General features: G+C 42.1%; 19 protein-coding genes and 2 rRNA genes. 20 read left to right on the forward strand and 1 reads right to left on the reverse strand.

The annotated features are described in order from the left end of the window. The 20 genes from P9L93_05120 to recJ all read left to right on the forward strand — a co-directional run. A 23S ribosomal RNA gene (locus P9L93_05120) occupies positions 1-370 on the forward strand; the annotation flags it as partial. Between the two features lie 113 nt (positions 371-483). Continuing rightward, a 5S ribosomal RNA gene (rrf, locus tag P9L93_05125) occupies positions 484-600 on the forward strand. A gap of 257 nt (positions 601-857) precedes the next feature. After that, the gene (locus tag P9L93_05130) at positions 858-1,496 is read left to right on the forward strand and encodes a hypothetical protein (protein ID MDP8230466.1); all 639 of its coding nucleotides are present in this window, start codon (positions 858-860) and stop codon (positions 1,494-1,496) included. A gap of 199 nt (positions 1,497-1,695) precedes the next feature. Then, on the forward strand, positions 1,696-2,331 hold the full coding sequence (locus P9L93_05135) for a transposase (GenBank protein ID MDP8230467.1): 636 nt from the start codon (positions 1,696-1,698) through the stop codon (positions 2,329-2,331). 108 nt (positions 2,332-2,439) lie between these two features. Beyond that, on the forward strand, positions 2,440-2,691 hold the full coding sequence (locus P9L93_05140) for a type II toxin-antitoxin system Phd/YefM family antitoxin (GenBank protein ID MDP8230468.1): 252 nt from the start codon (positions 2,440-2,442) through the stop codon (positions 2,689-2,691). Beyond that, the gene (locus tag P9L93_05145; protein ID MDP8230469.1) at positions 2,684-2,956 is read left to right on the forward strand and encodes a type II toxin-antitoxin system RelE/ParE family toxin; all 273 of its coding nucleotides are present in this window, start codon (positions 2,684-2,686) and stop codon (positions 2,954-2,956) included. The genes P9L93_05140 and P9L93_05145 overlap by 8 nt, the downstream gene beginning before the upstream one ends. Before the next feature lie 92 nt (positions 2,957-3,048). Then, positions 3,049-5,283 (forward strand): ElyC/SanA/YdcF family protein, encoded by a 2,235-nt coding sequence (locus P9L93_05150; protein MDP8230470.1) that lies wholly within the window; start codon positions 3,049-3,051, stop codon positions 5,281-5,283. Positions 5,284-5,453: 170 nt separating this feature from the next. After that, the gene (gene fusA / locus P9L93_05155) at positions 5,454-7,514 is read left to right on the forward strand and encodes an elongation factor G (protein ID MDP8230471.1); all 2,061 of its coding nucleotides are present in this window, start codon (positions 5,454-5,456) and stop codon (positions 7,512-7,514) included. 12 nt (positions 7,515-7,526) lie between these two features. Continuing rightward, positions 7,527-8,264, forward strand: coding sequence for a YebC/PmpR family DNA-binding transcriptional regulator (locus P9L93_05160; GenBank protein ID MDP8230472.1), 738 nt, complete (start codon positions 7,527-7,529; stop codon positions 8,262-8,264). 5 nt (positions 8,265-8,269) lie between these two features. Then, on the forward strand, positions 8,270-8,752 hold the full coding sequence (gene ruvC, locus P9L93_05165) for a crossover junction endodeoxyribonuclease RuvC (protein MDP8230473.1): 483 nt from the start codon (positions 8,270-8,272) through the stop codon (positions 8,750-8,752). Then, positions 8,749-9,372, forward strand: a complete 624-nt coding sequence (gene ruvA / locus P9L93_05170; GenBank protein MDP8230474.1) for a Holliday junction branch migration protein RuvA — start codon at positions 8,749-8,751, stop codon at positions 9,370-9,372. The genes ruvC and ruvA overlap by 4 nt, the downstream gene beginning before the upstream one ends. Positions 9,373-9,408: 36 nt before the next feature. After that, positions 9,409-10,437, forward strand: coding sequence for a Holliday junction branch migration DNA helicase RuvB (ruvB, locus tag P9L93_05175; GenBank protein MDP8230475.1), 1,029 nt, complete (start codon positions 9,409-9,411; stop codon positions 10,435-10,437). 87 nt (positions 10,438-10,524) lie between these two features. After that, positions 10,525-11,061: an epoxyqueuosine reductase QueH gene (locus P9L93_05180; GenBank protein MDP8230476.1), complete on the forward strand. Its 537-nt coding sequence runs from the start codon at positions 10,525-10,527 to the stop codon at positions 11,059-11,061. Beyond that, entirely contained in the window at positions 11,058-12,158 is a 1,101-nt protein-coding gene (locus P9L93_05185) for a SpoIID/LytB domain-containing protein (GenBank protein ID MDP8230477.1), read from the forward strand. The genes P9L93_05180 and P9L93_05185 overlap by 4 nt, the downstream gene beginning before the upstream one ends. 82 nt (positions 12,159-12,240) lie before the next feature. Continuing rightward, positions 12,241-13,314 carry a tRNA preQ1(34) S-adenosylmethionine ribosyltransferase-isomerase QueA gene (queA, locus tag P9L93_05190; GenBank protein ID MDP8230478.1) on the forward strand — a complete coding sequence of 358 codons (1,074 nt, stop codon included), beginning with the start codon at positions 12,241-12,243 and terminating at the stop codon, positions 13,312-13,314. Between the two features lie 96 nt (positions 13,315-13,410). Further along, positions 13,411-14,571, forward strand: coding sequence for a tRNA guanosine(34) transglycosylase Tgt (gene tgt, locus P9L93_05195; protein ID MDP8230479.1), 1,161 nt, complete (start codon positions 13,411-13,413; stop codon positions 14,569-14,571). 16 nt (positions 14,572-14,587) lie between these two features. After that, positions 14,588-14,872, forward strand: a complete 285-nt coding sequence (gene yajC, locus P9L93_05200; protein ID MDP8230480.1) for a preprotein translocase subunit YajC — start codon at positions 14,588-14,590, stop codon at positions 14,870-14,872. Between the two features lie 117 nt (positions 14,873-14,989). Next, positions 14,990-17,161 (forward strand): protein translocase subunit SecD, encoded by a 2,172-nt coding sequence (gene secD, locus P9L93_05205; GenBank protein MDP8230481.1) that lies wholly within the window; start codon positions 14,990-14,992, stop codon positions 17,159-17,161. Position 17,162: 1 nt separating this feature from the next. Next, the gene (locus P9L93_05210; protein MDP8230482.1) at positions 17,163-18,020 is read left to right on the forward strand and encodes a cation diffusion facilitator family transporter; all 858 of its coding nucleotides are present in this window, start codon (positions 17,163-17,165) and stop codon (positions 18,018-18,020) included. Then, a complete protein-coding gene (gene recJ, locus P9L93_05215) occupies positions 18,017-19,732 on the forward strand; it encodes a single-stranded-DNA-specific exonuclease RecJ (GenBank protein MDP8230483.1) in 1,716 nt (571 codons plus the stop codon). Before P9L93_05210 ends, recJ begins: the two co-directional genes overlap by 4 nt. On the opposite strand, the gene rpmB is transcribed toward recJ, so the two are convergent. Beyond that, positions 19,704-19,931: a 50S ribosomal protein L28 gene (gene rpmB / locus P9L93_05220; protein MDP8230484.1), complete on the reverse strand. Its 228-nt coding sequence runs from the start codon at positions 19,929-19,931 to the stop codon at positions 19,704-19,706. The genes recJ and rpmB overlap by 29 nt on opposite strands. Positions 19,932-19,945 lie beyond the last annotated feature (14 nt).

The raw sequence follows: 19,945 nt of genomic DNA on the forward strand, positions 1-19,945 counted from the left end.
AGAAGCTCCCAAGGGTCCGGCTGTTCGCCGGTTAAAGTGGTACGTGAGCTGGGTTCAGAACGTCGTAAGCCAGTTCGGTCTCTATCTATTACACGCGCAGGATGTTTGAAGAGATATGTCCCTAGTACGAGAGGACCGGGATATACAAACCAATGGTGTTCCAGTTGTCACGCCAGTGGCAGTTGCTGGGTAGCTATGTTTGGAAAGGATAAGCGCTGAATGCATATAAGCGCCAAGCCCCCTCTGAGATTAAATATCCCTCCCTTCGGGGAATAAGGCACCTTGTAGATGACGAGGTTGATAGGCCACATGTGTAAGGCCAGTAATGGCTTCAGCTGAGTGGTACTAATCTGCCGAACGGCTTGACCGCATATTACTTTATTAGTCTAACTTTATAGGGACAAGGAACAAGTGACAAGAGACAAGGGAGTTTAGATACTCCTTGTCCCTTGTTGCTTGTCACTTGTTCCTGATTAAATTTTCTGGAGTGACATTACTGGAGGGGCTACACCCGTTCCCATTTCGAATACGGTAGTTAAGCCCTCCAAGGCCGATGGTACTACACTGGCAACGGTGCGGGAGAGTAGGTAGTTGCTCTGGTTTTATATCAAAGGAGCAGTGAACTTAGTGTTTACTGCTCCTTTTTTTATCTGGCAACATGGACGGTGGGGGAGCCTGCCCCGTTCCAAATTCTTAGATATCATCAAATAATCAATCAGAATTGTACGCAATTAGTTAGATATAGTAAATTGAGTATCGATTAGAATTTGGAACGGGGCGAGGCGTCCTTCGCTCATTGTTTTTTCTCGCTCTCGTCCGCCTATTCGGCGGACGAACCATGCCCGCTCGAAAAAACGATGCTTTTTTCAGACCACCCAGCCCAAAAGGGCAAACAATGTAAACACGAGCGTATTGCAAAAATGTTTTGTAGCTTAGAAGAAGCGAGTGGTATAATAAATATCATGCATGAGTATATAACACAAAAATATTTTGTAAATAATCCGGATAAACCCTCGACAGAATTTTATAATAAATTAAAAAAAGAGTTTGATGCTGACATTGAGTTTGAAGAAATATATCGTACTCATGATGATTTTTCTCCAGGTGAAACTTTACATAACCAAGGCAAATGGATTATCAGAGTCTACGGCCGTCCACATAAAGATTTTAATTTTGAGCGAGTTTTAGCTCATGAACTATTGCATGTTTTTTTAAGATATCGTAATAAGTTACCATGGCCGGATCAAATATCAAGTAGGTCTATTCAAGTAAAGGTAATAAATATAATAGATCATGTTTTAATCAATCCCGAATTAGATAAATTATACGGCAATAGAACAAAGGAAAATATTAATCCAGACATCAAGAAAATATCAAAAGAAATAGAGCCTTTTCTGAAGATAGTAACGGAGAAGATAAGCAGAGAGGAGTATGTTGAAATTTTAAGAAAGTGCTTAAGTGTTTTAAATGAAAAAATGCCACCTTTTGTTTTGTAGCTGTTTTTCCATGCCGGGAAGAGCTTGAAAAGCCAAAAGGAGGCAGGCTTACCTTTGGCTAGAGATGGAACCTTCCTAAAAAAAATCCAAAAATTTTTGAAAGAAAATCCCCTTCCTATGTGTCATATATAGTAAAGGACCTGTACAGACGCGGTGTCTAGACAACGCGTCTGTACAGGTATAAAAAAAGGGGGTTAAAATGTCGAACAGTGTAATTGCGACGGGGCAAATATATCATACTTATAACAGAAGCATTGCAGGATACAAAATATTTAATAGTGATTCTGAGTATAAGCGAATAGAAGAGTTGATCCAATATTATCAGGTAGAGCAACCAGTCGGTTTTTCTAAGTTTAAAGAAAGAAACAAAGGAGATTTAATTAAAAAAACGCCGAATAAAAGACAGTTAGTTGAGGTAGTTTGTTATTCTCCTATGCCTACCCATATACATTTGACGCTCAAACAATTAATAGACAAGGGCATATCCAAGTTTATGAATAATATACTTAGTAGCTATTCTCATTATTTTAATATAAAGCACAATAGAAAAGGACCACTGTGGGAAGGAAGATTTAAAAAGGTTTTGGTGGAAACTGATGAGCAACTCCTGCATTTAACGCGTTATATACATCTAAATCCTGTCACTGATTACCTTATTAATAAACCAGAAAAATGGAAATATTCTTCTTACAAGGAGTATATTGCTGGTAAGGAGAGTATTTGTAGCTATAAGGATGTTTTAGATGTAACCCCAGAAACCTATAAGAAATTTACAGAAGATCAAATTTCTTATCAGAGAGAGTTGAAGAAGGTAAAACATTTAATGTTTGATTAGAACCCTGTACGGACGCGTTGTCCGGACAACGCGTCCGTACAGGGAAAAGGATATCCCCTCTTGACAAGTTGTACAAAATATTGTACAATTGTAGTGGAGGTGAGGGAGATGGATTATATTGTTCCTATATCAGAAGCGAGGGGTAAATTGCCTGAATTGATTAAGAAGATTTCGCACATAGGTAAGCACCTTATTATTACCCGAAATGGTAGGCCAGAGGCAGTCATGATCTCTCCTGAGGAGTTAGAGACATTGGAGATCAAGGCTGATGCAGAGCTCTTGCGGTCTATTGTAAGGGCAGAAGAGGATATTAAGACAGGCAGGCTCTATTCTCATAAGGACGTTTTTAAAGATGTATAAGATTGCTTATACAAAAGAGGCCAAAGAGAGAATAGATAAGCTCGATAAAAAGAAGAAGAGACAGATAAAAGAGGCAGTAGAGCGCATTGCGCAAAACCCTGAGATAGGCAAGCAGCTTCTTCATGAGTTTAAAGGACTATCTTCTTATCGTTCCGGAGACTATAGAGTTATCTACCGAGTATATCATCAAGAAATCCTAATCCTCATATTGACCATTGGCCACAGAAAAGACATATATAAGCTGCTAAAGAGAAAACTAGCATAGCTTAGACGCTCTTTTTTTATGCCTTTTTATGTGATATACTATATATTAGAGCTATATATCTGCAAAAGAGAGGCTATTTTTTTATCCAGATTATGATTAAGTTAAAAAAAGCATATAATTTAAAGATTATGTTTGTGGCAATAGGTGTATTATGCCTATTCGGAAATGCACTTTACCCCTGCGCTATTTCAAGAAATTCGCTAAGAGTGCCTATAGGTCAAGGAGGAATCTACAAGAGCATCAAAAAAGAACAGGTAATTAAGAAGATTGAACACTTACTGTCAAACAGTGATTATACTTTGAAGGAATTAAAAAACAAATTCAAAAATGATAAAGAGCCTAGATTATTAATAATATGTGGAAATGATGATACGAGAACAATACAAGAAGCCGCTAAATTATATGAGGAAGGTATAGTGGATTACATTTTTACTACGGGTGGCCATGCAAGATTTACTGTTTCTTTGATAGAGAAGATAGTCTTAGAGCATGGTTCTGCAAAGATCTCAAAGAGCGAAACTATTACTAAAAAAAATCTTAAGAAGGTTTTGCCAGAATTATGGGAACTGTATAATCAGGGAAGATTGGGAGAGCGAGTAACATTAAGCGAGGCAGAGTTGACCAAGGATGTTTTAGTAGAGAGATTTAATGTTTCAAAACAAGCAGTCTTTTCTGAAAAATTATCGAGAAATACTTCTCAAAACTTCATCTATGTAAAGAAAGATATAGTGGAATTAGAAGAAAAAATGGGCATAAATTTTAAGACTATTTTTTACATACAGATACCTCATCAGCAATTGCGTGCTAAATTTACCTTTAACAAGGCATTTAAAGAAGAGATAAGGAGCGGGAAGGTAAAAGGGTTGAGCCATACAGCTAAATATGATAGAAGCATGCTTGATCAGAAGGAATTAATAAAGATTTTAATTGGAGAAATATGGCGCATTGTCATTTATAGCGCCAAGGGTGATCTGATAGATTTTGATAAGAAAGATAATAATGTGCAGGCATGGAGAACTATAGCTCAAGACTACTGGCAATTCGTAAATATATTAGTACAAGAGCATGGTGATGTTGATGATTTAAGAGATTTCTTGTATAGCTTAGCAAAAGTGGCAGGGTATGAAAATAGAAAAGATTTAATAGATGGTTTAGATGGCTCAATATTTCCCGAGGTAAAAAAGTTGATCGCTTGGGTGTATAAGGCCGGCACGTCTAAGACAGATAAATCTGTCGATGATATTATGAGCGGATACAAAAAAAACATGATCTCAAAGATTGATAGGGGAATGCAAGAGTTTAACTTAGGCAAGAAGATAAGTGTAAGTTGGACTCCTGGCGGGACAATAAAATCAAGTAAGCCCGCTATAAAGACTTCCAAAGGGAACATATCTATTAAAAAATTAAACAGGATTGAATCAGAGGATGACGTAAAATTTATTATTGATTACATCTGCCATCTTAGGCGTGACGGCCTTTCAACTCTTATATTGAACAAGCCAAACACTCAAGGTAAACTAATGCAGGATTTTTTAATTATCGAACGTCATCCAGAAACTGGAGAAATTGAATATTGGTATGTAGAGAGATGGAGTGAAAATCGTGCAATCTTGCGCGAAGATGCGTTGCCTGAGACAATTAGAGCAGTTGGGAGATTTCTTGGTATCATGCATAACAGTTCTCGTACATTCCGTAGTACAGTTCAGCGTCATCCAGATCATTACACTTTTAAACAGGCTTTAAACTTACTTCTATCACCAGATGCAACATGGTACAAAATACTAGATTCATATCTTTCTAATAACGAACGCCGTTTAGTAAAAGCCTGTCTTAGTGAAATTCGTAGATTCTGGACATCTGCATTACTTAACCAGTTATCGTACCAGGCTATTCCAAGTGATATGAACTTCGGCAATCTATTCTTTAATGACAAAGGCGATGAGGTGTTAGATATAATTGATCTGGATAATGTACGCATGGGATATAAAATAGAGGATTTCTTTGGTTCATTGGTACACACGGGACACGAGACTCTCTACGTTGGAAATTTACGCAAGGATCTTGCTGAGTTTTTGGCAGGTTATAATGAAACTGCAGAAGTCAAATTGACTCAATCAGAATTAAGAGCACTACCAATATTATTCATTACAATTCCTATGATCCATATAGCATATACCATAAGTCTAGAACTTGAAGTAGATTTGGAAAAATCAGTACAAGCCAATATACAAACTTTAAAAGAGATAATCGAACAATTCTCAAATGAGTCTATTCAGCCCAGTATCGCACCTTTAATCAACTTAAAAAAAATACTCACCAATACCTAAAAAGCTCGACTTTCTTCACCCATACATAGTAACTTCCTTAACCCTAGCCTCTTATGGAGGGGCTAGGATGTTCCTTCCTATTTCCCTCTTTACTCCCCACCTCTTTTATGCTACAATAAAAATCTACGAAATTTGGACTCTAACCCTTACAACATTAGAGGAGGTAGGCGTTGGCTGACTATACTATTAAAGATATTAGGAATATAGCTTTAATATCCCACGCAGGGAGCGGCAAAACTACCTTGGCAGAGGCCATGCTCCATAATGCTGGTGCGTCGAATCGCTTTGGAAAGGTCGAGGATGGCACCACAGTAAGCGACTATAGCGAGGATGAGAAAGAGAGAAAGGTCTCTATCAATGCCAGTATACTTAGTTTTAGTTATGCGAAAAAGCGCATTAATCTTATAGATACACCTGGATACGCGGATTTTATCGGCGAGGCCTTGACGGTTTTAAGGGGTGTGGATAGTGCAATAGTTTTAGTGGATGCGTGCGAAGGTGTAGAAGTGGGCACTGATAAGGTATGGAGTCTGGCAGACCAGTATAACCTCAGCCGCATTGTCTTTATAAATAAAATGAACAAGGAGAATATCGATTTCAATAATATAGTCAATGATATAAAAGATAGGCTGGGCAAGGGATGTGTTCTGGCAACAATGCCGATCGGAAGTGGGGCAAACTTCAAAGGCGTTGTTAGTCTTATGGATAAAGCCGCTATAGATGCGTTGAGCGGACCTGAAAAGGATAATGCCGTAAAGTTAAAGAATGCGCTAATAGAAGTAATAGCTGAGAACAATGACGAGCTTTTGGAAAAATATCTGGATGGTAAGGAATTAACTCCAGAAGAAGTCGCAAGCGGATTCAAAAAAGGTGTTGCCTCTGGCGAGATATTTCCTATTTTTTGCGGTGCGGCAATGCTGGATATCGGCGTGAAAGAACTCCTTTCTTCGATCGGAGAAATATTACCTTCTCCTGACCAGAGGCCTGCCAGAAAGGTCAGCGACGCAAAGACAAAAGAGGAAAAAGAGCTTAAGCCTGATGTCAGCGCGCCTTTCGCAGCCAATGTGTTTAAATCAATCGCAGACCCCTATGTGGGTCAGCTTACTATCTTCAGGATATTTTCAGGCACACTTAAATCAGATACAAATTTCTATAATGTTACAAAAGGCGCCAGAGAAAGATTCGGTCCGCTTTTAAGTCTGTGCGGAAAAGAGCAGCATGCTGTGACAGAGGTGATAGCTGGTGACATCGTGGCTGTTGCAAAGCTGAAAAATACCTCTACGGGGGATTCGCTGTGCGATGAAAAGAAGCAGGTCATTTTTCCTGATGTTAGTTTTCCCGAGCCAGCCATGTCATTTTCAGTAAAGCCAAAGACGCGACAGGACGAAGACAAGATCTTTACAGCGCTTCAAAAGCTTACCGCAGAAGACAAGACCTTTGTGACCACTAGAGACGAACAGACAAAAGAACTTATTGTCTCTGGCATGGGCGATCTTCATCTCGACATCATGATAAATCGCCTTAAGAAGAGGTTTCATGTCGAGGTTGAAAAAGGCACGCCAAAGGTGGCGTATAAAGAAACGATCAAAAAGATGACCAAAGTCCAGAATAAGCACAAGAGACAGACTGGCGGGCATGGCCAGTATGGAGATGTGTGGATACAGATAGATCCTGTGGAAAGAGGAAAGGGTTTTGAGTTTGCTGATAAGATCGTAGGCGGGGCAATACCGAGGAATTACATACCAGCTGTGGAAAAGGGTATTGTAGAGGCCATGTCTAAAGGAGTGTTAGCTGGTTATCCATTGGTCGATTTAAGGGTTACTCTGTACGATGGATCTTATCACGATGTTGATTCTTCTGATATGTCCTTTAAGATAGCGGCTTCAGGCGCGCTTAGGAAGGCGGCGTTGGATGCAAATCCAATTTTGTTAGAACCTGTGATGGATGTGGATGTCATTGTACCCGATGAGTATATGGGAGACATTACAGGGAACTTGAGTTCAAGGCGCGGAAGGATCGCTGGCATGGATGTTCAAGGTAAGAGCCAGGTCATAAAGGCAAAGGTGCCTCTTGCAGAGATGTTTAAGTACGCGTCTGAATTGAAATCAATGACAGGCGGCAGGGGTTCATATACAATGAGGTTCTCTCACTACGAAGAGGTCCCTCACAAGACAACACAAACCATCATCGCGAAATACGAAGAGCAGAAAAAAGCAGGCCAAGAAAAATAAAGGAGATCTAATATGTCGGGACACTCAAAATGGGCATCGATTAAACATAAAAAAGCTGCGACTGACGCAAAGCGCGGCAATATATTTACCAAACTCATAAAGGAAATTACAATTGCCGCGCGTCATGGCGGTGGAGAAACCGAGAAAAATCCGAGATTGCGCACGGCCATTGATAGGGCCAAGCAGGCCAACATGCCGGCGGATAATATTGACCGCGCTGTAAAAAAAGGTACAGGCGAATTAGAGGGCGTGACTTATGAAGAGTTTACTATGGAGGGATATGGGCCGGGCGGTGTTGCGATAATGGTGGAAGTCGTAACAGACAATAAAAATCGTACTGCAGCTGATATTAGAAGTATCTTTTCTAAAAAGAATGGCAATGTCGCGGGCGCTGGCTCAGTGAGCTGGATGTTTGAAAAAAAAGGGTATATAGAGGTCGATAAGGCAGGTGTTACAGAGGATAAAGTGATGTCTGTTGCGCTTGATGCTGGGGCGCAGGACATGGAGACAGAAGAAGCGATCTACGCTATAACGACTGAACCAAAGGATTTTGAGACGGTGAAGAAGGCGCTTTTCGATAATAGCATTAAACCAAAGAGCGCGGAGATCACGATGATGCCCAAGAGCACTGTAAAGCTCACAGGCGAGGGCGCAAAGCAGATACTTGCTCTCGTAGAGACGCTTGAAGATAGCGATGATGTGCAGAATGTTTATGCGAATCTTGACGTACCAGACGAAATAGCAGGATAGAATTTATGCGGATTCTAGGCATAGATCCGGGATTAGGTATTACAGGATATGGGCTTATTGAGCTTTCTGGTGGGGATACAGGGGTGATAGAGGCAGGTGTTATTCGATCTGACTCCAAGCATAAAATGGAGAGACGGCTCTCAGAGATTCACAAAAAAGTCGCGAGTCTAATAAAAGATACAACACCTCATGTAGTAGTTCTGGAAAAAATTTACTCGCATTATAAACATCCGCGCACATCGATATTGATGGGTCATGCGCGCGGCATAATATGCCTTGCAGTAGAAGAGCAAGGAGTTGAATTAGTAAATTACCCTTCTACGCGGGTAAAAAAGGCCATCACAGGAAGAGGTCACGCGTCGAAGCAGCAGGTCCAGCGCACAGTGACGAACCTTTTGAACCTTAAGCAAGCGCCAGAGCCTGTGGACGTGACTGATGCGCTAGCACTAGCTTTAGCGCACGCGAATGTATGCTTACATAATATATGATTTGTAATATCTCAGGAAAATTAGTGGATAAGCGAGAGGATTCAGTGATCCTGGATGTAAATGGTATCTCATATGAGGTACTGATTCCAGGAGCCATAATGAATTCCATTGATGCTCAGATTAAAGACGATGCTTTACTTTCTTTGATCATCTATCATTATCTGCAGGTTGAGCAATCCAGAAGTTTTCCATTTCTTATAGGTTTTTTGAGTGAAATAGAAAAGGAATTCTTCGAAAGATTCATAACTGTCTCAGGTATTGGGCCAAAGGCTGCGGTGAGAGCCCTTAAGCTGCCCATATCTACAATTGCCCAGGCAATAGACATAGGCGATGTCTCGCTTCTAAAATCTCTTCCAGGCATTGGCGTGCAAAGGGCAAAAGAGATCGTGGCCAAGCTTCAGGGAAAAGTCGGTAAATTCGGACTTATTCAAGATAGAACATTTATTGCGGATAAGGCTAAGCAGGGAATAAAAGAAGAGGCCATAGACGTACTTTTACAGCTACAATATAAAAAATCAGAAGCAGCTCATATGGTAGAGACTGCACTGAGCCGAAATCCGGACATCAAGACAGCAGAAGATTTGCTGAATGAGGTTTATAAGCAAAAGACAAAGAAATAAGGAAAGGAACAAGTGACAAGGGACAAGGGACAAGAAATAAACGATGATCGCGAGCGGTTGATTACTGGTCAGGAGACTGAGGAAGAGGTAGTATTTAATATTTCGCTTCGGCCTGAAAATTTCGAGCATTTCGTAGGGCAGAAGCATACCCTTGAGAATCTGAAGATCGCGATCCAGGCTGCCAAGAAGAGAAAAGAAGGCCTTGAGCATATTTTGCTCTCAGGCCCACCTGGATTAGGCAAGACTACGCTCGCGCATATCATTGCGCACGAGATGGATTCGAAGATCACTGCCACATCCGGCCCTGCGATAGAGAGGGCAGGCGACTTAATAGGCATTCTCACAAATCTCGGCGAAGGCGATATACTTTTTATCGACGAGATACACAGGCTTTCCAAGGTGGTCGAAGAGTTTATCTATCCTGCCATGGAGAATTTTCAGATAGATTTTCTGATCGATAAAGGCCCGTATGCCAAGACTATAAAGTTCAATCTAAAAAGATTTACGCTTATTGGCGCTACGACGCGCGCGGGATTATTGAGCGCGCCTTTAAGGAGTAGATTCGGGATACTCTATCATCTGGATTTTTATGAAGCAGAGGATCTGGTCAAGATAATCTCTCATTCTGCAAAGCTCCTGGGTGTAGTGCTTGATAAAGAGGCTGCGCATGAGATTGCCATGCGTTCACGCGGCACGCCGCGCGTTGCGAATAGGCTCCTGCGTAGAGTCAGGGATTATAGTGAGGTAAAAGGCGATAAGAAGATAAACAAAGAAAGCGCTATAAAGGCACTGGACTCGCAGCGCATAGATTCAGTAGGGCTTGACGAGATTGACAGAAAGGTCCTGAAGACTGTGATAGATTTTTACAATGGCGGGCCAGTAGGCATAGAGTCACTTGCAGCGACATTGAACGAAGAAAGCGACACGATTGTAGATGTAGTCGAGCCATTTCTTTTAAAGATCGGCTTTGTAAAGCGCACGCCAAGGGGTCGAGAGGTCACCAAACGCGCCTACGATCACCTTAAGATAGCCTATAACAAGGAAAACCAGAAGGAGTTATTTTAAGGTTTCGTAAGGTTACGTAAAGTTTCGTAAAGTTAAAAAAAGCAACTTCACGCAACCTAACGCAACTTTACGAAACTTTTATATATCATGAGACTACTGTTGCATATATGTTGTGGGCCCTGCGCATTGTATCCCATCAAACAACTTGCAGATAAAAAATTTAAAGAGGTTATAGGTTTTTATTATAACCCTAATATTCATCCGCCCAGCGAATACAAAAGACGCAGGGATGCCTTGCAGCTTACAGGTATGGATGTAATATATCCCCCTTATGTGATGGAGGAGTATTTTAGGAAGACTGTATCAAAAGAAGATCGACCTGAAAGATGTCAGTTATGCTGGGATCTGAGACTTGCAAAGACAGCAGAGTATGCCAAAAAGAACAATTTCGATGCCTTTACAACAACGCTTTTGATAAGCCCTTATCAGGATCATGAACTAGTTAAAAAAATAGGAGAAGACATAGGTCGAAAAAAAGAGATAAAGTTTTACTATGAGGATTTTCGCGTAGGCTTTAGACAGTCGCAAGAAGAGGCAAAAAAATCTGAGATGTACAGGCAGAAGTATTGTGGCTGCGTCTTCTCGGAGTTAGAACGCGTAAAGATCTCCCAAACCAAACAATGATCCGTAATATTTTGATTTTAATGCTGATTATGAATCCGTCGTGGCTTTATGCCATGGGTTCGACACCCGCGCATAAATATATCCCTGTGAGGGTCTTAGTTCTAAAGACAAAAGACGCTATAGATCTGAATATAAAAGGGCCTTACAAGATGGTTGATTTTGATACTAAGGAAGTCTTAAAGCATGGTAAGGGCCTAAGAAAACATTCTGTATCTATCAATGATATTGATTTAACTGGAATAAAGGTCTTGCCAGGAGAGAGATCTCGCGTTTACATAAATAAGCGTCAGTTTCGTGGCGATATCGACATAGTCAAGGATAAGAAAAATAATCTCCTGGTGATAAACCATATTGATGTAGAGGAATATCTTTATGGGGTATTGTATCACGAGGTCTCGCATCGTTGGCCAATGGAAGTTTTAAAGGCCCAGGCAATAGTGGCAAGGACATACGCGCTTTATGAAAAACTGATAAGTAAGAATAAATTTTTTGACCTTTCCTCAGATATATATTCGCAGGTCTATGGCGGTAGGACATCTGAGACATGGAAGACTACGAAGGCAGTGAACCTGACAATGGGATTAATACTTACATACAACGAACAGATCTTTCCTACCTATTATCATGCCACCTGCGGCGGCCGCACCTCCGATGTCATAAGCCTGTGGAATATAGACGTACCTGCTTTAGAAGGCACGATGTGTAATTTTTGCGAGATCTCTCCGCATTATAGATGGAAAAAGGAATTGAAAATGGATTATATAGAGGAGAAATTGAATAAAAATGACATCACCTCAATAGATATTCTAAAAAGAGATGAAGCTGGCCGCATACTAGATCTAATTGTAAAAGGCGAGGGCGGTAATCTTAAATTAAGCGGGAATAAATTTAGATTACAGGTAGGGCCAAATGTAATAAGGAGCGCGAATTTTGAGGTAGAGATCAAAGGCAGGTTTATTACTTTTTTAGGTCGTGGTTGGGGCCATGGAATAGGTATGTGTCAATGGGGCGCGTATGGCATGTCAAGGAAACGCTACAAGGTCGAGGAGATTTTAGAATACTATTATCCCGGCGCAGACATAGTGAGGGTGGAATAACGAGGGACAAGGGACATGGGACAAGAGACAAGGGAGTTTAGATACTCCTTGTCCCTTGTTGCTTGTCACTTGTCACTAACGTATGAAACTATCACAGTTTAACTACAATTTGCCAAAAGAACTAATCGCGCAGCACCCGAGTGAGAAACGGGACGAATCCCGGCTCTTGGTTTTGCATCGAGATACAGGCAAGATAGAGCACAGGATCTTTAAGGATATTGTAGATTATTTTCACAAGGATGATTTGGTGGTGCTGAATAACACAAAGGTTGTGCCAGCTAGGCTTTGGGGAAGGAAAGAGACAGGCGGGAAGGTCGAGGCACTTGTATTACAGGGACCCCGTACCAGTCGCTTTGCTCCGGTACGGGGCAGGCAAGAGTATGAAGTGCTATTGAAGCCTGCGAGAGGTTGTGAGGTTGGGAGTAAGTTAATTTTCGGAGATGGTGAGTTAAAGGCTGAAGTTGATAGAATAGAAAACGGCAGGAGATTTTTGAAATTTGAATGCAATGGGAATTTTGATGAACTTTTGGATAGATTTGGCAAAATGCCTTTGCCGCCATATATCAAACGCGACGCAGAAGATGCTGATAAAGACAGATACCAGACAGTTTATGCTTCAAAGAAAGGGGCTATTGCAGCGCCAACTGCAGGACTGCATTTCACAAATGATATTTTGTCGCGCATCACTGATAAAGGAATAGACATACAACATGTAACCCTTCACGTTGGCTACGGCACATTCAAACCAGTCAAGTGTGATGACGTGTCAAGGCACGAGATGGAAAAAGAATATTTTGAGATAAAGCCTGAAGTGATCAAGAAGCTACAGCGTAAAAAAGGCCGAACAATAGCCGTTGGCACAACAACCTGCAGAGTCCTTGAAACAATAGCCAAAAAAGCCGAGGCTGGACCTCGGCTTTTTTTAAAGCCGAGGTCCAGCCTCGGCTTTTTTGGGTGGACAGAGCTGTTTATTCACTCGCCATACAGATTCAAGGCAGTGGATGCGCTTTTGACTAATTTTCACCTACCTCGGACAACGCTTTTAATGCTTGTTAGCGCGTTTTGCAGTCGGGAACTTTTATTTAAAGCTTATAAAGAGGCAGTAGATAAAAAATACAGGTTTTACTCCTATGGCGACGCGATGCTGATACTTTAGGGACAAGTGACATGGGACAAGCAACAAGGGGCAAGGAGTATCTAAACCCCTTGTCTCTTGTCCCATGTCCCATGTCCCTTGGTACGAGGGTTTTACATGTTTAAAGTAACTCACAAAGACAAACACACAAAGGCAAGAGTAGGAAAACTGGAAACACCGCATGGCGCGATAGAGACGCCGGAGTTTATGCCGGTTGGTACTCAGGCTACTGTAAAGGCGCTTTCCAGTGAAGAGGTCAAGTATTGCAAGGCGCAGATCATACTGGGCAACACGTACCATCTCTATCTTAGGCCTGGCATGGAGATCATTAAAAATGCAGGCGGCCTGCATAAATTCATGTCATGGGATAAGCCCATTCTTACTGATAGTGGTGGATTCCAGATATTTAGCCTGGCGAGATTGATGAAGGTAAAGGACGAAGGCGTCTCATTTCAATCGCACGTTGACGGTTCTAAGCATTTTTTAACGCCAGAGGATGTGGTGAAGCTCCAGTTAGAATTAGGAAGCGATATTATGATGGTGCTCGATGAATGCCTGCATTATCCATGCCCAAAAGACAAGGCAGAGCGTTCGTTGGCGCTTACCAATAGGTGGGCGAGGAGATCCAAGTTAGAGGTGACGCGTTTAGGGACAAGGGACCCCATACGAAAATCAAAGATTTCGTACGGGGCAGGCAAGGGACATGGGACAAGGGGGTTAATTTTCGGCATTGTTCAGGGTAGTACATATCCTGACTTGCGCAAGAGGGCAGTGGAGGAACTGGTAGACATAGGTTTTGACGGGTATGCGATCGGTGGCCTGAGCGTAGGCGAACCAAAAGACCTAATGTATGAGATGATGGAGAATTCAACAAGATATCTTCCCGATGATAAACCGCGTTACACGATGGGTGTAGGCATGCCGCATGATTTCTTCAATGCAATCGAAATGGGCGTGGATATGTTTGACTGCGTTGTGCCAACGAGAAACGCTAGAAATGGCGCCGTCTATACCAATGAAGGGAAGCTCATTATCAGGAATAGCGAATACTCTAAGGACCTGCGGCCATTAAGTGAAAGCTGCGACTGTATGGTCTGTAAAAACTATTCGCGCTCCTATATAAGACATTTATTCAATACAGAGGAAATCTTGGGGTTACGACTTACTTCTTTACATAATGTGTATTTTTATGTAAACTTATTAAGAAGGATTCGCGAAGCAATTAAACAGGGCACATTTTTGGAGCTCAAAAAAGAGTTCGAGAATAAGATTTTTTAACAGAAAGGGGTTAGAAATGAATCCAGGCGCAGCTCAGCCAAATGTAATAGCATCTCTTATGCCGATCATATTTATATTCGGTATATTTTATTTTCTATTGATCAGACCGCAGCAGAAAAAGCAGAAGGATCACGAGAAGGTGATCCAAGAGCTAAAGAAAAACGATGAAGTCGTCACAAGCGGCGGCGTCCACGGCACTATTGTAAATGTAAAAGACAATACATTTGTAGTGAGAATAGATGATAATGTAAAAGTAGAGATAAATAAAAGCGCAGTCTCGTATTTGAAGAAAAGCAGATAGCCAAATAGAAGACAGAGGTCAGATGACAGAGAACAGAAGTTAGAAATTAGAGGTCAGAAAAATTTTGTCTTCTGTCTTCTGTTATCTGACTTCTGTCATCTGAAAATAGGAGGAACAATGACAAAGAAACTACAGTGGAGGATTTTGATAACTCTGGGCGTGGTGATCTTTGCCTTGCTGGGCATGTTGCCTTTAAAGGAAAAGATAAACCTAGGGCTTGATCTACAGGGCGGCATGCATCTTGTGCTAAAGGTAGATACTGAAAAGGTGCCTGAAGAGGCGCGGGAAGACGCGCCTAACAGAGCGCTGGAAGTAATCCGCAACCGAATCGACCAGTTTGGCGTGCGCGAACCCTTGATACAGCGTCAGGGAAAGAACGCGATAGTGGTGCAGCTCCCAGGCATTACTGATAGAGCCAGGGCCTTAGAGCTCATAGGTAAGACCGCCCTATTGGAATTTAAGATCGTCGAGAGCGATGAGGAATTAAATAAAAGGGCAGGCGAAGGTGACATCCCTGATGGATACGACTTAAAGGTCGTAGAGAAAGAAAAACTTCTTTTGCGCAGGGAAACAGTATTAACAGGGGATACGCTTGTAAACGCAGAGGTGAAGTTTGACCAATCAAGATTTAATGAGCCTTACATAGCGATAGAGTTCAATTCAAAAGGCGCAGCTTTATTTTCTAAAATAACAGGCCAGAGTGTTGGCGAGCGCTTAGCTATTGTCCTGGATGGCAAGGTGCATTCTGCGCCGCGCATAAATGAAAGGATACCGTCAGGCAGAGCTAGTATAACCGGCAGGTTTACGATTGAAGAGGCAGGTGATCTGGCAATCGTACTGCGAGCTGGTGCATTGCCCGCACCAATCTATATTGAAGAAGAACGCACAGTTGGTCCGCTCCTGGGAAAGGATTCAATAGAAAGCGGCGTAAGGGCATCCTTGATAGGTGTTGCGCTGGTCCTGGGTTTTATGCTTTTGTATTATCTTTTTGCAGGTGTTGTTGCCAGCATTGCGATGCTCTTAAATTTTGTAATAGTATTAGGTGTGCTAGGTTGGCTTCACACAACATTGACGCTTCCAGGCATTGCCGGCATGATACTTGTAATAGGTATGGCAGTTGACGCGAACGTGCTTATATACGAGCGCATTCGCGAGGAGCTTGCAATAGGCAAGCACATCCGGAGCGCTGTCGCAGCTGGCTACAACAAAGCCTTTATCACTATATTGGACTCTAATATCACGACATTGATCGCTGCCGCGCTTTTATTTAAATTCGGCACAGGCCCGATAAGGGGTTTTGGTGTTACGCTTTCAATAGGTATCCTGGCCAGTATGTTCACGTCGATATTTGTGACGCGGATCATTTTTGACCTTATCACTACAAATAAAAAATTCGAGCGCCTTCCAATGCTGCAGTTTTTCAAAAAGACAAAGATCGATTTTATTGGAAAGCGCTGGATCGCATATGTGCTTTCAGCGATCGTTCTTATAGTGGGCTTGAGTGTTTTCTTTTCAAAGGGTGAAGGCTCGTACGGCATTGATTTTACAGGCGGACAGCTTCAGGAATATTCCTTTGCCAGAGATGTGAAAGTGGATGAAGTGAGAAACTCACTTGTGGATATTGGCATAAAAGACGCGACTATCCAGCATGTCGGGGGCAAGAGACAAGTCTTGATAAAGACGACTGATGACGTGGCGTCTGTAATAAGTGGAAAATTCAAGGAGAGTTTTAGTGATAATCCTTCGAATCTTTTGCGCGTTGAGAAGGTAGGCCCTTCGATCGGGAGACACCTGAGAAAGAGCGCGTGGCAGGCAATGCTCTGGAGTCTTATAGGGATATTGATCTATGTAGGGATTAGATTCAAAAGGATCGGGTTTGCAATTGCTGGCGTAATCGCGCTCTTTCACGATGTATTTATAGCGCTGGGTTTTCTTGCTATAGCAGGCAAGGAGCTTAACCTTACGATAGTCGCGGCGCTCCTGACCATCGCGGGTTATTCTATTAACGATACGATAGTCATATATTCCAGGATACGGGAAAATATAAAGCTCTACCGCAAGGCATCCATGAAGGAGATCATAAACATGAGCGTGAATCAGACGCTTTCAAGGACAGTGCTGACTACGCTCACGACACTTCTCGCGGTAGTATCTATTTTCTTATTCGGTGGCGATGTGCTCAGGGATTTCTCTTTTACGCTGCTCATAGGGATAGTCTCAGGTATATATTCTACGATCTACATCGCGGCGCCGCTCATAATCTTCTGGCATGCCAAACGCGCTCGATAATATGGATAAGTTTGTCAAAATAAGGCGCATATTAATCCTGATCCTTGCCTTAAACTGGCTTGTTGCGCTCAGCAAGGTTGTTTATGGCCTCCTAACAAAATGCGCGTCAATGACTGCTGATGGCGTGCATTCGTTCGGAGATGGGATGTCCAATATAATAGGCCTCGTCGGTATATGGGCAGCATCCAAACCCATAGACGATGACCATCCATATGGTCACAAAAAATTCGAGACCTTTGCCACGCTGGGCATAGCAGTCATACTTTTTTTAGCAGCGATCGAGATCTTTAGGGAAGCGATTTTAAGAGTATCTCGTCCTGTAGTGCCTGATGTGACCAGTCTTAGTTTTATAATCATACTTGCTACAATGACTGTTAATATATTTGTGATGCGATACGAGCATCGTAGAGGCCAGGACTTATCCAGCGACATATTGATATGTGATTCTTTGCATACAAAAAGTGACATCCTTGCCTCGATGGCAGTACTAGTCACTCTTGTTTCGATAAAGGCAGGTTTCGCTTTTCTGGACACGATCGTCGCGAGTGTCATAGCGCTTTTGATAGCAAAATCAGGCATTGATATCTTAAAGAAAAGTTCTAATGTCTTGTGCGACGCGAATGTGCTGGCAAAATCAAAGATAGCGAATATTGTAAATGGTATACCCGGAGTAAAGTCGGTACACAAGATAAGGACGAGAGGAAGAAGTGACGATATACATGCAGACCTTCACGTGATCATCGATGCCGATATGCATGTTGATGACGCGCATAAACTGAGTCACAAGATAGAGTCGATCCTTAAGGAAAAAATACCAGGCATGACAGATGTTATTGTGCATTTGGAGCCATCAAAATGAAACGCTGGAATATCGAACGATCCGACCAAGCTGTCCAAAAAGAACTAAGCGATAACCTTTCCATTTCTCCGATCGTCTCCCAATTATTGATAAATCGAGGATTATCCACCATTGATAAGGCCAGGACATTTTTAAATGGAGATATTTCAGAGTTATACAATCCATTTCTGATGGAAGGTGTGCATGAGGCAGTTTGTCGCATAAAAAAGGCCATTGCAAAAAAAGAGAAGATCTTTATTCATGGCGATTATGATGTAGATGGAGTAACATCCGTAGTATTGCTCGTATTTACATTACGTCATTTTGGCATAGAACCAGAGTATTATATACCTGATAGAATTACTGAAGGTTATGGCCTGAGCGAAGCAGGGGTCGAGAAGGCAGTAGAGATCAATGCGGATCTAGTGATCACTGTAGACTGCGGCATCACCAGCTTCGAAGAGGTAAAGACGTTAAACGCGCACAATATAGATGTTATCATAACTGACCATCATGAAGTGCCAAAGATTTTGCCGCCCGCGTATTCCATTGTAAATCCTCATCGCAAAGATTGTCTGTACCCTGACAAGGATCTTTCGGGCGTAAACATCGCCTTTAAATTATGCGAGGCGTTATGCATAGAGCTTGACAGTAAAGAAATATGGAAACATCTGGACCTTGTCTCGCTCGGCACGATCTCAGATGTAGCGCCTCTTGTCGGAGAGAATAGGATCCTTGTCAAAGAGGGGTTGAAGTTACTTAAAAACGGCAGTTCCAATAAAGGCATCAAGGCGCTTATCCAGGCGAGCGGGTTAAAGAAAAAAGAGCCTGGTTCCTTTGAGATAGGTTTTATTTTAGGGCCGAGGATAAACGCGGCAGGCAGGATCGGTTCAGCAGACACCGCCGCGAGACTTTTATTGACGGCTGATTCCGAGGAAGCAGAGACCCTGGCAAAGAGGCTGAATGAAGCCAATCGCGAAAGGCAGAAGATAGAGGGCCTGACCTTAAAAGAAGCGATCTCAAAGATAGACAAAGATATAAATTTCAAAGAGCATAAGATCATAGTGCTGGACAATGAAGATTGGCATACAGGTGTAATAGGAATAGTCGCGTCCAGGATATCAAACAGATTTTACAGGCCCACGATTTTAATATCAACAAAGGACGGAGTGGGAAGGGGCTCTGGAAGATCTATCGAGAGTTTTCATTTATTTGAAGCTCTTTCAGGATGCGGGGATGTTTTAAAAGGATTCGGGGGGCATAAGTACGCCTGCGGCCTGACTATTTTAGAAAAGAATCTGACTCAGTTTAAAAAAACAATAAATGAGATCGCTAATAATGTCCTGAGCGCTGAGGACCTCATTCCAAGCCTTGACATTGATATGGAGATATCCTTGAGTGACGTGACTGACAGTGTGGTCGAAGAGGTGGCTCGACTTGAGCCTTTTGGAGAAGGCAATACTCAGCCAGTATTTTGTTCCAGGAATCTGAAATTGGCGCGGCCGCCAAGGATATTAAAGAATGAACACATTAAATTATGGATAAAAGATAAAGACAGGACTTTTGAGGCAATAGGATTTGGCCTAGTCAAGAATACTGATATAGAGATCATCCTTAAAAAATATTCTGAATTTGACCTGGCCTATAATATTTCTTTTAATTCCTGGCAGGGCGTGAACACCATCCAGCTTAAGATCAAAGATATTAAGCCTTCTGGATCTTGCCAGCCTTGATGCAGGAGGTGCAGACCTTTGTTCGCTTCGCGGCACCTTTTATGACAATGCGAATGGTCTGTAGATTTGGCAGGAACCTTCTCTTAGTAATACCTGTTATCTTCTTACCAACGCCGCCTTTTTTCTTAGCAAGACCGCGTCTTGCGATGCTGCTTCCAGCCCTTGGCCCTTTTCCACAAATTGCGCATATACGTGACATATTTTACCTCTCAT

This window comes from Candidatus Gorgyraea atricola (genome assembly GCA_030765235.1).
Taxonomy (GTDB): domain Bacteria; phylum Omnitrophota; class Gorgyraeia; order Gorgyraeales; family Gorgyraeaceae; genus Gorgyraea; species Gorgyraea atricola.

Excerpts from the sequence above, each read along its gene's own strand:
- secD (MDP8230481.1), top strand. The coding sequence starts at position 14,990 with ATGACAAAGAAACTACAGTGGAGGATTTTGATAACTCTGGGCGTGGTG.
- rpmB (MDP8230484.1), bottom strand. The coding sequence starts at position 19,931 with ATGTCACGTATATGCGCAATTTGTGGAAAAGGGCCAAGGGCTGGAAGC.
- P9L93_05130 (MDP8230466.1), top strand. The coding sequence starts at position 858 with ATGCTTTTTTCAGACCACCCAGCCCAAAAGGGCAAACAATGTAAACAC.
- tgt (MDP8230479.1), top strand. The coding sequence starts at position 13,411 with ATGTTTAAAGTAACTCACAAAGACAAACACACAAAGGCAAGAGTAGGA.
- P9L93_05150 (MDP8230470.1), top strand. The coding sequence starts at position 3,049 with ATGATTAAGTTAAAAAAAGCATATAATTTAAAGATTATGTTTGTGGCA.
- P9L93_05160 (MDP8230472.1), top strand. The coding sequence starts at position 7,527 with ATGTCGGGACACTCAAAATGGGCATCGATTAAACATAAAAAAGCTGCG.
- P9L93_05185 (MDP8230477.1), top strand. The coding sequence starts at position 11,058 with ATGATCCGTAATATTTTGATTTTAATGCTGATTATGAATCCGTCGTGG.
- P9L93_05210 (MDP8230482.1), top strand. The coding sequence starts at position 17,163 with ATGGATAAGTTTGTCAAAATAAGGCGCATATTAATCCTGATCCTTGCC.
- P9L93_05145 (MDP8230469.1), top strand. The coding sequence starts at position 2,684 with ATGTATAAGATTGCTTATACAAAAGAGGCCAAAGAGAGAATAGATAAG.
- queA (MDP8230478.1), top strand. The coding sequence starts at position 12,241 with ATGAAACTATCACAGTTTAACTACAATTTGCCAAAAGAACTAATCGCG.
- ruvC (MDP8230473.1), top strand. The coding sequence starts at position 8,270 with ATGCGGATTCTAGGCATAGATCCGGGATTAGGTATTACAGGATATGGG.
- recJ (MDP8230483.1), top strand. The coding sequence starts at position 18,017 with ATGAAACGCTGGAATATCGAACGATCCGACCAAGCTGTCCAAAAAGAA.
- P9L93_05140 (MDP8230468.1), top strand. The coding sequence starts at position 2,440 with ATGGATTATATTGTTCCTATATCAGAAGCGAGGGGTAAATTGCCTGAA.
- ruvA (MDP8230474.1), top strand. The coding sequence starts at position 8,749 with ATGATTTGTAATATCTCAGGAAAATTAGTGGATAAGCGAGAGGATTCA.
- yajC (MDP8230480.1), top strand. The coding sequence starts at position 14,588 with ATGAATCCAGGCGCAGCTCAGCCAAATGTAATAGCATCTCTTATGCCG.
- P9L93_05135 (MDP8230467.1), top strand. The coding sequence starts at position 1,696 with ATGTCGAACAGTGTAATTGCGACGGGGCAAATATATCATACTTATAAC.
- P9L93_05180 (MDP8230476.1), top strand. The coding sequence starts at position 10,525 with ATGAGACTACTGTTGCATATATGTTGTGGGCCCTGCGCATTGTATCCC.